The sequence below is a fragment of the Spirillospora sp. NPDC047418 genome, assembly GCF_040643275.1.
In the GTDB taxonomy this organism is placed as follows: Bacteria; Actinomycetota; Actinomycetes; order Streptosporangiales; family Streptosporangiaceae; genus Spirillospora.
Window position 1 is genome coordinate 56,265 of record NZ_JBEYTW010000019.1, and the last position, 12,032, is coordinate 68,296.

Genomic DNA, 12,032 nt, shown 5'->3' on the forward strand with positions numbered 1-12,032 from the left:
CGGCGTCGGATCGGTCGTCTAGGGTGCGGTCCGTGGACGAGCGGGATGAGCCGGTCGAGTACCGGCAGACGCGGTACAAGGCACCGGACGGCGCGACCGAGATCCTTCTGGTCAGGCACGGCGCCTCGGCACCGGCGCGGGCCGACCGGCCGTTCCCGGCCGTGGACGGCCAGGCCGACCCCGACCTCGCCCCCGAAGGGCGGGAGCAGGCCGACCGGGTCGCCGACCGCCTCGGGGACGACAAGCTCGACGCCCTCTACGTGACGCCGCTGCGGCGCACCGCGCAGACCGCGGCGCCGCTGGCCCGCCGCCTCGGGCTGGAGCCGCGCGTCGAGCCGGGCCTGCGCGAGGTGTTCCTCGGCGAGTGGGAGGGCGGGCTGTTCCGCAAGAAGGTCGCCGACAACGACCCGCTCGCGCAGCGGATGTGGGCCGAGGAGCGCTGGGACGTCATCCCCGGCGCGGAGGGCTCCGAGGCGTTCGCGGCGCGCGTCGAGGAGAGCCTCACCCGGCTCGCGGCGGCGCACGCGGGCGGCCGCATCGCGGTGTTCTCCCACGGCGGGGTCATCGCGCAGGCGCTCGCCGCCACGACCGGCGCCCGGCCGTTCGCCTTCCTCGCCCCGGACAACGCGTCGATCTCCCTGCTGGTGCGGATCGGCGACCTGTCGTCCATCCGCGGCTTCAACGACGTGTCCCACCTGGACTGGTCCGTCCCGGCGCCGCTGACCTAGACGCGGAAACGCAGCCGCCGGCCCGGACGCAGTTGCGCCGCGTCGGCGACGGCCGCGGACACGAGCACCGCGATCACCGGATAGCCGCCCGTGGTCGGATGGTCGGCGAGGAAGATGATGGGCAGCCCGCTGGGCGGCACCTGGATCGAGCCCGTCACCATGCCTTCGCTGCCCAGTTCGCCTTCGCGCGCGCGTACGAGGGGAGGCCCGTCCAGCCGGACCCCCACCCGGTTGCTGTCGGGTGACACCGTGTAGAGCGTGGACGTGAGTACGGCCAGCGAGTCCTCGGTGAACCAGTCGTCACGAGGGCCCGGCAGGATGCGCAGCACGGGAGTCTCCGGCATGGGCGGCGCTGGGGCGATGTCCACGGCGATGCGGGCGCAACCCGCGGGCGACCCGACCGGGAGCCGGTCGCCCGGCGACAGCGGAGCGGGACCCAGGCCGGACAGGAGGTCGGTCGAGCGGCTCCCGAGAACCTCGTCGACCACGACGCCGCCCCGCACGGCGAGATAGCTGCGGAGCCCGGACGGCGGCGTGCCGACCTCCAGCACGGCACCGTCCGGAACGAAGCACGGGGCGTTCGTCCCCTGGGCGCGGCCGTCGATCCGTACGGGAACGGGAGCGCCCGCGACCGCGATCCACGCGCGCCTGCGAAAACGCAGTTCCGCGCCGCCGAACGTGAACTCCACGCCCGCCGCGCCCTCGGGGTTGCCGACGAGCCGGTTCGCCAGCCGGAGCGCGCGCTCATCGGCGGCCCCGGAGCGCGGGACGCCGAGATGGGCGCGGCCGGGCCTGCCGAGGTCCTGCACGGTCGCCAGCGGGCCGGGCCGCACGACCTCGATCAACGACGCTCCTCGATCAACGACGCTCCTCGATCAACGACGCTCCTCGATCAACGACGCTCCTCGTTCAGCAAGGCTGCTCGTTCAACGGGGCTCCTCGGGGACGAACCGGACCCGCGTGCCCGGCCGGAGCAGCGACGGCGGATCGCGCGTGACGTCCCACAGCCGCAGCCGGGTCCGGCCGAGCAGGCGCCAGCCGCCCGGCGACCGGGACGGGTAGACGGCCGCGTACGGGCCGGCGACCGCCACCGACCCGGCCGGCACCGCCGTGCGGGGCGACGCGCGGCGCGCCACGCGCAGCGCCGGGTCCAGGCCGGTCAGGTAGCCGAAGCCGGGGGAGAAGCCGAGGTAGGCGACCGTGTAGGCGGCCCCGGAGTGGCGCCGGACGACCTCCTCGCGCGACAGCCCGGTCAGGCCGGCGACCTCGTCCAGGTCCGCGCCGTCGTAGACGACCGGGATCTCCACCGGCTCGGCGCCGGCCTCCGCGTCGTCCGGCAGCGGCAGGTGCGGGAGGCGCGCGGCGAGACGGTCGAGGTCGGCCGAGGCGTCCGCGACCACGAGCACCGTCTGCTCGCCGGGCACGACGTCCACGACGCCCGGCGGCGGGTCGTCCCGGAGGGCGGCGTTGAGCCGGTGCGCGGTGGCGAGGTCGCCCGTCTCGACGAGCAGGGCCGCGTCACCGGCCCGCAGCACTCTCACGCGAACGGCTCCAGCGCGACGCCGGCCCCGGACAGCGCCGCGCGGACGGACCGCGCCAGCGCCACCGCGCCGGGCGTGTCGCCGTGCACGCAGATGGAACGGGCCTTGAGCGCGACCTCGCTGCCGTCCACCGCGACGACGGTGCCGTCCACGGCCATCCTGACCGCCCGCTCGACGACCGCCTCCTCGTCGTGGACGACGGCCCCCGGCTCACGGCGGGACACGAGGCCGCCGGACGGCGTGTAGGCGCGGTCGGCGAAGCACTCCGCGACCACGGTCAGGCCGTCGGCGACCTCATGCACCGCGGAGCCCGGAAGGGTGAGCAGCGGCAGCGACGCGTCGTACGCCCGTACCGCGTCGGCCACCGCCCGCGCCTGCACGGCGTCGCGGCTGATCCGGTTGTAGAGCGCGCCGTGCGGCTTCACGTAGGCGACACGTCCGCCCTCGGTGCGCGCGATGCCGTCGAGGGCGGCGAGCTGGTAGAGGATCTCGGCGGTCAGCTCGGGCGCCGCCACGTCCATCTCGCGGCGGCCGAAACCGGCCAGGTCCCGGTACGACACCTGCGCGCCGATCGTCACCCCGCGCTCGACGGCCGCGGCGCACACCCGCCGCATGATCAGCGGGTCGCCCGCGTGGAACCCGCACGCCACGTTCGCGCTCGTGATCACGTCCAGCAGCGCCAGGTCGTCGCCCAGCTCCCAGATGCCGAACCCCTCGCCGAGGTCGGCGTTGACATCGATGACCGCCATGTCCGGAACCTCCCCCGTTCTCCGTCTCAGACGGTCTCCTCGTGCAGGTCCGCCACCTCGTGCCTGGACGCCCACGCCTGGTACACGCCCCGGTCGAACAGCTCCAGCCCGAGCCCCTCCGCGACCGGCGCCCTCCCGCCGCAGTACTCCACGCGCAGCCAGCCCTCGTGCTCGCCGAGCACCACGAACGGCTCGCCGCGCCACGTGCAGTGCGTGGTCACGTACCGCACCCCGTCGACCTCGGCCAGCGGCACCACCTGCACGTACCGGTCGGGCGAGACCTGCCGGAACCCGTCGGCGTGCCGCCTGGCGTAGAGCCGCACCCGGTCCCCGTCGGGGCTCGCCTCGTACTCGGTGCCGCGCCAGCCCGCGTAGAACCCGTGCCGGATGCTCATCCCCGTCCTCCCGGCAGTTTCACCAGCCACCTGCGCAGATCGGCGTCGTACTCGGCGACGAGGGCCTCCGCGCCGCGCACGTCCAGCCGGTACAGCTCGGCGCCGTGCGGGAGCCGCTGACTCTCGATCTTGAACTCCGGGATCGCGGGGCCGTCGCCCGGCGCGTACCCCGACCCGGGGAACGGCGCCCGCTCGATCACCCAGCCGCCCGGGATGATGCCCATGCTCCACTCGTCGATCCCGCCGAGCGGGCGGCGGAACAGCGGCGGCTTCACCGCGGGCCACCGGATCATGAAGACCTGCTCGTCCGCGTGCGTGAAGGGCGACCCCTCGTACATGAGCCCGAGCGCCCGGATCACCGCCGCCGGGGACCTGATCTCCCGCACGTCCTGCAGGCGGTGCACGTAGCCCGCGACCAGGTCGTACCCGCCCTCCAGGTAGTGCTGGACATGCTCGGGCCGCACCACCTTCTGCATCACCACGACCGGCGCCGCCCCAGGGGAGGCCCCGTCGCGGACCGCGTCGTGGGCCCCGTCGTTGGCCGGGTCGTTGGCCGGGTCGTGGGCCGGGTCCGCGGACCCGAGGTCGCCGGGCTGCGTCGCCGGGGCGTTCTCCTGCCGGGTGGCGGTCCCGGTCCGGTCGCCCTGGCCGTAGAGCGGCGCGACGGGCAGGCCGTGCGGATCACTCGGTGTCTTCCGCGCCGCCGGCGTCTCGGGCCGGCGCCGCTCGGGAGCCGGCGGCCGCGGCGCGGGGGCGGGCGGCTGCGGGGCCGGGGCCTGGCGCTGCGCGGCCGTGCCCTGCGGACGCGCGACCGGATCCTGCAGTCGCGGGATGGGCGTGGTCGGCCGCGCGGCGGGCGCCGTGGGCTGAGCCGCCGCCGCGGCCGGACGCTCGGCGGGCGCGGCGGGACGCTGCGGCGGAGCCGACGGGCGCGAGGGGACGGTCGGGGGCGGCGTGGCCTGGACCGGCACGGTCTGGGACGGCGCGGTCGGGGATGGCGCGGTCTGGGGTGGCGCGGTTTGGGACGGCGCGGTCTGGGGTGGTGTGGTCGGGGACGGAGCGGTCGGGGGCTGTGCGGCTGCTGGTGCCGGTGTGGTGGGCGACGGGGGGCGCGGGGTCCGGGCGGGCGGTCGCGGCGCGGTGGAGCCGCCGCGGGGGTCTGTGGGCGCCTGTGGCGGCGCGGCGGCGGCCGGAGAGGGCTCCGGTCGGCCGGGCACCGGTTCGGGCCGCTGCGGCGCCGTGGGCGCCTGCCGGCCGGCGCCGCCGCGCGGCGGCTTGACGCCGCGCGTCCGGGTACGGGTCGAGGGCCCGGCCACGTGGACGTCCGTCGGGACGGGCGGCGTGGGGGTCGCGGGCTTGCGGGGCGCGTCCGGTTCGAGGAGCGCCTTGGCGTCCAGGTAGCAGGCGCTCGGCAGCCCGGGGTTGACGGCGAGCTGCCACTCGGCGTGCGGCCAGTGGCGGGCCAGCTCCGCCAGCGACGCCTCCCGGTGGTGGACGGCCTGCCCCTGCAGGGAGCGGTCCATCGCCTCGGGCGAGGTGAACGCCAGGATGAACGTGCCGTCCCCGAACTGCGCGGTGGCGAACCGGTGCCCGGCCGCGCCCCGCCCCTCCGGCTCGCCCGCCGAGGGCAGGTACAGGTTCGCGCGCGCGAGGAGCTCCAGGTAACCGTGCTGGTCGCCGCGTTCCCGCGCCTCGGTGAGGGCGGTCTCCAGGGCGGTGCCGGACGGCCGCGCGGCCCGCGCCGCGTTCGCCGCGGACCGGCGCTCGTCCTCCGGGACGGCCAGCGGGATGCCGAGGCCGGGCAGCGCCAGCGGCCCGCCGTCCGGACCGGCCTTGCTGGCCTGGTAGACCAGTTCGAGTGGCGAGTCGATGCCGTACACGTCGCGGAACGCGCCGATCATCTGGCCGGCGAGCATGGCGCACGCCTCCAGGTACTCCGAGGTCGCGCGGCCGCCGCGGTCGCGCCAGGTGAACCGGTCCCACCAGTTCTTGCGCTCCTCCTCGTCCGGCGGCTCCCAGCCGAGCGTCCTCAGCCGCCGCTCCTGCCGCGGCGCCAGCGGGCGCGGTAGGAACGCGCTGCCGACGGCCTCCGCGTCCAGCACGCCCTCGGACCGCATCGCCTGGACGTAGGGCAGCCCGCCGGGCCCCTGCACGATGAGGAACGACTTGACCGGCAGCCGCGAAAGCTCCAGGGTCAGCCGTTTGGAGAAGTCGTTCCAGTCCACTCGGGATCCACTTTCACGTCCGCGGGGTGAGGATTCCGTACTTGACGGTAGCCGACTCGACGGTAGCCGAACGGTGCGTCACTCGGCCCAGGGAGCCGGAACCGCGTCCGCCCGCACCGGTGCCCAGACACCGCCGATGGCGTCGTACACCGCGAGCGGCGTCTCGTCACCGTCCCCCGCCGACCGCCAGAGCCGCGTGCCGTGGGGCAGCCTCATCGGGACGCCCGCCGGCTTCCGCTCGGGGACCGGCGCCCTGTCGGGCGCTCTGGTCGGTGCCCTGTCGGCTGCCCTGTCGGCTGCCCTGTCGGCTGCCCTGTCGGGTGCCCTGTCGGGTGCTCTGTCGGGTTCCGGGTCCGGTGCCGGGTCGCTCGGCGCCGGGCCGGCCGTCAGCGGGTCGTTCGGGGGCCGGTCGTCCGGTGCCCTGCCGCTCGGCCCGTCGGCCGGCTTGTCCGCCGGCCTGTCGGCCGGTGCGCCCAGCGGCGGGGCGGGCTCGCGCGCCGCGGGCTCCGCCGACCCCGCCTCCAGGGCCGCCCGCAGGTCCGCCGCCGTGTACGGGTCGATCGCCGTGTGCGAGTCGTCGTACGGCCCGTCCGCTCCGGGCCCCGCACCGTTCATGCCGGGGTCCGCGCCGTTCGTCCCGGAGGCCGAGCCGTTCGTCCCAGGCACCGAGCCGTTCACGCCGGAGGCCGAGCCGTTCAGGCCGGGAGGTGAGCCGTTCAGGCCGGGAGGCGCGCCGCCCGCGACGGGGTTCGGCCCGGAGAGGGCGTGCGGGTCGACCGTCCCGTACGGATTGGGCAGGTCCGGCCCGGCGGCGGGGGGCGCCGCGTCCCGGCCGCCGGTCAGCCGCCCGAGGACGGACGAGTCGAGCAGCACCTCGCTGGGCAGCCCCCAGTTGATCGCCACCCGCCAGGCCGGGTCGGGCCAGCCGGACGCGAGCCGCGTGAACGAGGTGCGGCGGTACAGGGCGGGATGCCGGTCGCCGGTGCGCGCCAGCGCGCCGGGCGAGGTGAACACCGTGACGTAGGTGTCGCCGCCGATCGCGATGGTGGGGAACTCCGTGCGGTCGGGGTCCTCCACGGCGGAGGCGCTCGCCGGGAGCACCAGGTCGGCGTCCTCCAGCAGGGCGAAGTAGGTGGTGTTGTCGCCGTTCGCCTTGGCCTCGGCCAGCCGGGGCTCCAGGAGGTCGGCGCCCGCGCCCGGCACCCCCTCCGTCGACAGCGGCATCGGCGTGCCCGCAGGGGGAAGACCGGTCGGCAGCCCCTGCAGCGGGCCCGTCCCGGAGAGGGCGCCGCCGGGCGTGCCCCGCTTCTTGTTCACGCGCGACGGGTCGGCGACGTCGATACCGAAATCGAGCAGTTCGATGAGGCCGTTCCCATGCCGGTGGAACGACTCGTACACGAGGTCGGAGGGGCGCCGGACGCCCTGGACGTCCCGCAGGGCGGTGACCATCACGTCGGCCAGCCGCGAGTAGTCGCCGTCGGTGACGCTCGGCATCCCGCCGGGGACGCCCGCCTCCGGCAGCTCCGTCCACCAGTTGCGCGGGGCGGGGTCGGCGGGCGGGCGCCAGCCCGCGTCGCTCATGACCTCCTCGTCGGCCGGCGTCAGCAGCAGCGGCCCGTCCAGGAAGTTGTTGCTCACGGCCTCGGCATAGAGCCGGTCGGGCTCGCGCATGGCCTGGACGTAGTGACGGCTCTCATCCCGCTCGCGCACGATGAGGATCGTGTCGCGCTCGAGCCCCGCCAGCTCACGTCCCAGCCGCCGGGCGAACTCGGACCACTCCAACAAGATCACTCCCTACGACCGGGGGGCCGGTCCCACGGGCCCCCGAGACCCGGCGAGACCATGCCCGGGTCCCGATGATTGTCGCAGGGGGCGCCGCGCGCAAACCGGGAGTTCACCCGGGCGGGGGTTCGTGACGCAGGACACGCAGGGCCTCGCGGAGGGCGTCCGGGTCGTCCCCAGAACGGTCCATGACGCCGATGAGCTTATGCAGGATCTCGTGCCGTTCGTACCCGACGTCCAGCAGCGCCTGGGCGGTCGTCCACAGCTGCGGCGGGCGGTCGTGCCACAGCCTCTCCGCGAGCACCTCGTGCGCTTCGAGGTGCGCCTCGTCGGCTCCCGGGTGCTCGAACTCCAGGATCGCGCGGCGGTCGTCGGGATCGGCCGGATCGAGTTTCGACAGGTTGATGAACCCGTGCCTGCCCGACCTCCGGTGGGTGCCCGACAGGAAGGGCAGGGCGAACGCGCGCCGGGGGAGGGCCTCGAGGTCGCCGTCGGGCAGCAGCCGGGCGACCAGATCGCGGTCGAGGCCGGATGCGGCCGGATCCCGGTAGGCCTCGGCGAACTTCGCCGTCGCGTCCCACAGGGCGTCCAGGGTGGCCCTGACGCCCTCTTCCGGGAGGCCGGTGCGCTTGCCCGCCCACCGGACCCAGGCGGCCAGGACGTGGGGGACCGCTTCCTGTTCCGTCGGGGACAGCAGAACCTTTCTCGGCAGCCAGTCGAGGAGGAACATCTCGCACTTGACCGGCGAGACGCGCAGCGGCCGGCCGAAGTCGTGGGTGCAGCCGTAGTCGATGATGCGGTCCGCGCACCGGCTCGCCGCGGAGAGGTCCGACAGGCCCTCCGCCTCGTCCGAGGCGAGGAAGCGGGCCGCGATCGTCGCCCGCCTGTCGCGCCCGTACACCGGCGGCTGGGGCAGCCGCCCGCCCGGCGGCAGGATCTCCACCCGCGCACGCACGAACGCGTGGTAGGAGCCGAAGTTCTCGTTCACCGGCGGGTCGTCGATGGCGTCGGTGAGTTCCAGGGCGCTCTGCAGCAGCGCCCTGGCATCGCGCGGGTCGAGTTCCTCGAACCGCATCAGCGGGTTGTCGCGGCCCTCCCGCCGGCAGCTGTCGAGGAGCGTGTCGACCCTGGAGGAGACCCACGCGTCCCTGACCATCCCGCTCACCGGCGGCGGTTCGGCCGGCGCGGACGGGCCGAACGGGTCGGCGGACGGCCGGAGGGTGCCGGCCTTGGTGCGGTCGACCACGACGACCAGGGCGTGCCGCTCGGTGCCGCCGTAGGTGTAGGTGCAGACGACGGAGTCCTGGTCGCCGTAGACGTCCCGGGAGACGAAGCACCCCTCGGGCTCGACCATCCCCACGCGGTCGGCCCATCCGGGCCGCCCCACGCCGCCGGCCATCAGGTCCAGCGCCGCGCGCTCGGCCCTGGCCGCCTGCCGGGGCGTGCCCAGGTAGGCCATCCCGGTGAGCAGTGCCAGCGCGGCGGGCGTTCCGGCGGCGGCCGCATGGTCGGCGAGCGCCTCGCCGATGACCTCCTCGACGTCGCCGCCCGGTACCCGGTGGCCCCACCAGGAGCCGAGGATCTCGCTGACGATCAGTTCCGCGTCCAGGGGGCTGCGCACGGCGAGGAGTTCGCGGGCGTGCCGGAGCATGCCGTCGAAGATCGCCGAGACCTCGTCCGGGGGTGCGGAGCCGTCCCGGGCAGGATCCCCGGAGGGGCGGTTGGGGCTGCGGGGACTCACCCTCCTAGCCTCTCAGATCCCGCGCGGGCGATGTCCAGGGCATGGCCGAAGATCCGCATCCGCCCTGGGGCGTCCCGCCCGGCCGCCGGCACCTTGGCCGCCGCCTCAGCCGTCGATGCCTCCGCCGGAGACCCGCCCGGACGGCGGCTCCGATTTCAACACCCCGGTGAGGTGCTCGCGCGCCATCCGCTCGACTCTGGCGGGCGTGGCCTCCAGCCCCAGATGGGCCATGCACGCCTGGACGTCGGCCACGCACCGCCGGACGGCGTCCGAGGGGAAGACGGCGAACTCGTCGCAGAGCCGCCGGGCGAGCGCGTCGCGGGTCTCGCTTCGGTGATCGGCCAGTGCAGGCATCTTGCGTACACCTCCGCGCACGGGGTTCCGGCGGACGGGGACGCCGCCGGCCGAGGCGGAGCGCGGCACGGATCGACCCTGGTGGGAGCTTCCGTGAAAACCCCGCCTCGATGTCCCATTCCAGCGCTTTTGCGGGGAGAGTCAAGAGATGTCGGGGCGACGTTCGGCAAATTCCGGACCGGCTTCGGCCGACGTCCCGGTGCCGGCCCGGTCGGCCCTGCCCGCCCTGCCCGCCCTGCCCGCCCTGCCCGCCCTGCTCGCCCTGCTCGCCCGGTCGGCCCGGTCGGCCCAGTCCGCGTGGTGGCGCGCCGCCCAGTCGCGGCCGACCCGCCCGGTCAGCATCCCGGTGAGCGCGTCCCGGTCCCGCAGCGCCTCCCACAGGTGCCCGGCGGTGACGACGGCGATGACGAGGAACAGCCAGTCGTGGACGAACGTGGCGCCCGTCCGCCACCGGTCGTCCCACGGCCCGGGGAACGTCATGATCTCGCCCGTGCCGAGCATGACCAGGACGGCGCCCGCCGTGAAAGCCGCGTTGAGCTTCTGACCGGCGTTGAACTTGCCCACCGGCAGGATCCCGCGCCCGCCCCGCACGGCTCTGCGGTCGCCGCGCCTGAGCCATTCCCAGTCATGCGGAGAGAACCTGTTCAGCCGCGAGAGATCGGCCCTGAACGCACGGGAGAGCAACCCCAGCACGATCGGCACGGGCAGAGCGAATCCGCACCAGACGTGCACGGTCTTGACCATCTCCCTGCGGCCGACCAGCGTCGACAGCACCGGCAGGTAGAGCATCGCGGCCGTCAGCAGGCAGGCGAGCATGAGCAGGGCGGTCACATGATGGATCGACCGCTCCGCCCGCGTGAACCGCACCAGCCACCTGGACGCGCCGTGCCGGTGTCCCTCACGCCGGTGTCCCTCACGCCGGTGTTCTTCATGTGGGTGTTCCTCAGGTGGGTGCATCGTCACGCCCGTTCGACCGCCCGACCCAGGCGTCCACGTCGTAGCCGAGGTTCTCCCAGTAGCCCGGCTCGACCTTGTCGGTCACCTCGATGCCGCCGAGCCACTTCAGCGACTTGTAGCCGTACATGGGCGCCACGTAGAGCCGCGTGGGCCCGCCGTGGTCGTGGGTGACCGGCTTGCCGTCCATCTGGGTCGCGACCAGGACGTCCCTGCGGCGCGCCTGTTCCAGCGTCAGCGACTCCGTGTAGACCCCGTCGAACGACGTGAACGTGACGGCGCGGGCCTGCGGCGACACGCCGACCGCGTCCAGCAGGTCGGGCAGGGCGACGCCCACCCAGTGCACGTCCGGGACCCGCCAGCCCGTCACGCACTGGAAATCGCGGTCCAGGACGGTTTGGGGGAGCCGGGCCAGATCGGCCAGCCGGAACGCCCGCGGCCTCTCGACCAGGCCGCCGACGGTCACCCGGTGGGTGGCGGCGCTGTGCCGGTCCACCCCGTAGGTGACGGAGTAGTAGCGGAACCCGCCGGCGGCCGGCAGGACGTCCCCGATCGGCCCCACCGGCGCCAGGGCCCTGCTCACCCTGTCCTGGACGGACGCTCCCACGGCGACCCCCGCGACGCCGAGGCCGAGCATCCCGAGCACGACCCGCCGTCCGACGGGGCTGCCCTTCGCTCGCTCTTCCTCGCTCACCGCTCCATTCGAGCACCGCGCGCCGGGCGCCGCCAGCGCCCGGCGGCGCACGTAACACTTCTGACAGATTTCGGGGCCGCCCTGAGCCGGCCCCGCCCTGAGCCGGCCCCGCCCTAAGCTGGCCCCATGGCCACGAAGGTTCACCTCGCACAGCGTCCGGAAGCCGACGAGCTGCTCGGACGCAGCCCGCTGGCCGCGCTGGTGGGCATGCTGCTCGACCAGCAGATCCCGATGGAGTGGGCGTTCTCCGGCCCCTACACCATCGCCCGGCGGCTCGGCGCCGACGACCTGGACGCGCACGAGATCGCCGCCTGCGACCCCGAGCGGTTCGCCGCGCTGCTGTCGGAGAAGCCGGCCGTCCACCGCTACCCGGGTTCGATGGCCAAGCGCGTCCAGCAGCTGAGCCGGTACCTCGTGGAGAACTACGACGGGGACGCCGAGCAGGTGTGGAAGGGCGTCGACAGCGGCAAGGAGCTGTTCAAGCGCCTCAACGCCCTGCCCGGCTTCGGCAAGCAGAAGGCGCAGATCTTCCTGGCCCTCCTGGGCAAGCAGTACGGCATTCGCCCGGACGGCTGGCGCGAGGCCGCCGGCGCCTACGGCGAGGAAGGCTCCCACCGCTCGGTGGCCGACATCACCGGCCCCGAATCCCTGGCCAAGGTGCGGGCCTTCAAGCAGGAGCAGAAGGCCGCGGCCAAGTCCGCCAAGTCCGCCAAGTAAGGCCGCCGGGTAAGTCCGCCAAGGGGAAGACACACCCGGCGTGGGGAAGTTGACGCGCCGTCACGGCTCGGGGCCGTAACATCTCCTACTCGCCGTCCGCGGCGGGCCGCCTCCCGCGCCCGCCTGCGATGGCGTCCGAATCCGACGTGTTC

12 protein-coding genes are annotated in these 12,032 nt (G+C 74.7%); 2 read left to right on the forward strand and 10 right to left on the reverse strand.

Annotated features, from left to right (window positions below; all coding sequences use genetic code 11):
- Nucleotides 1–32 precede the first annotated feature (32 nt).
- Complete coding sequence (locus ABZ806_RS14910) at nucleotides 33–728, forward strand: histidine phosphatase family protein (RefSeq protein WP_500217822.1); 696 nt, start codon at nucleotides 33–35, stop codon at nucleotides 726–728.
- Here the strand turns inward: ABZ806_RS14910 and ABZ806_RS14915 are convergent.
- The 10 genes from ABZ806_RS14915 to ABZ806_RS14960 all read right to left on the reverse strand — a co-directional run bounded on the left by ABZ806_RS14915 (nucleotide 725) and on the right by ABZ806_RS14960 (nucleotide 11,163).
- Nucleotides 725–1,573, reverse strand: coding sequence for a 5-oxoprolinase subunit C family protein (locus ABZ806_RS14915; RefSeq protein WP_500217823.1), 849 nt, complete (start codon nucleotides 1,571–1,573; stop codon nucleotides 725–727). The genes ABZ806_RS14910 and ABZ806_RS14915 overlap by 4 nt on opposite strands.
- An 81-nt stretch (nucleotides 1,574–1,654) precedes the next feature.
- Entirely contained in the window at nucleotides 1,655–2,269 is a 615-nt protein-coding gene (pxpB, locus tag ABZ806_RS14920; protein WP_500217824.1) for a 5-oxoprolinase subunit PxpB, read from the reverse strand.
- Nucleotides 2,266–3,018, reverse strand: coding sequence for a LamB/YcsF family protein (locus ABZ806_RS14925; RefSeq protein WP_500217825.1), 753 nt, complete (start codon nucleotides 3,016–3,018; stop codon nucleotides 2,266–2,268). Before ABZ806_RS14925 ends, pxpB begins: the two co-directional genes overlap by 4 nt.
- A 26-nt stretch (nucleotides 3,019–3,044) precedes the next feature.
- Complete coding sequence (locus ABZ806_RS14930) at nucleotides 3,045–3,413, reverse strand: UCP033725 family protein (protein WP_500217826.1); 369 nt, start codon at nucleotides 3,411–3,413, stop codon at nucleotides 3,045–3,047.
- Nucleotides 3,410–5,638, reverse strand: coding sequence for an SseB family protein (locus ABZ806_RS14935; protein ID WP_500217827.1), 2,229 nt, complete (start codon nucleotides 5,636–5,638; stop codon nucleotides 3,410–3,412). Before ABZ806_RS14935 ends, ABZ806_RS14930 begins: the two co-directional genes overlap by 4 nt.
- Nucleotides 5,639–5,716: 78 nt before the next feature.
- On the reverse strand, nucleotides 5,717–7,423 hold the full coding sequence (locus ABZ806_RS14940) for a TY-Chap domain-containing protein (protein ID WP_500217828.1): 1,707 nt from the start codon (nucleotides 7,421–7,423) through the stop codon (nucleotides 5,717–5,719).
- Between the two features lie 109 nt (nucleotides 7,424–7,532).
- The gene (locus ABZ806_RS14945; RefSeq protein ID WP_500217890.1) at nucleotides 7,533–9,071 is read right to left on the reverse strand and encodes a hypothetical protein; all 1,539 of its coding nucleotides are present in this window, start codon (nucleotides 9,069–9,071) and stop codon (nucleotides 7,533–7,535) included.
- A 195-nt stretch (nucleotides 9,072–9,266) separates the two neighbouring features.
- Entirely contained in the window at nucleotides 9,267–9,515 is a 249-nt protein-coding gene (locus ABZ806_RS14950; protein WP_500217829.1) for a hypothetical protein, read from the reverse strand.
- A gap of 141 nt (nucleotides 9,516–9,656) precedes the next feature.
- Nucleotides 9,657–10,382, reverse strand: a complete 726-nt coding sequence (locus tag ABZ806_RS14955; RefSeq protein ID WP_500217830.1) for a cytochrome b/b6 domain-containing protein — start codon at nucleotides 10,380–10,382, stop codon at nucleotides 9,657–9,659.
- Between the two features lie 76 nt (nucleotides 10,383–10,458).
- Entirely contained in the window at nucleotides 10,459–11,163 is a 705-nt protein-coding gene (locus ABZ806_RS14960; RefSeq protein WP_500217831.1) for a molybdopterin-dependent oxidoreductase, read from the reverse strand.
- A 126-nt stretch (nucleotides 11,164–11,289) separates the two neighbouring features.
- Here ABZ806_RS14960 and ABZ806_RS14965 point away from each other — a divergent pair, with 126 nt between their 5' ends.
- Complete coding sequence (locus ABZ806_RS14965) at nucleotides 11,290–11,880, forward strand: HhH-GPD-type base excision DNA repair protein (RefSeq protein WP_500217832.1); 591 nt, start codon at nucleotides 11,290–11,292, stop codon at nucleotides 11,878–11,880.
- Nucleotides 11,881–12,032 lie beyond the last annotated feature (152 nt).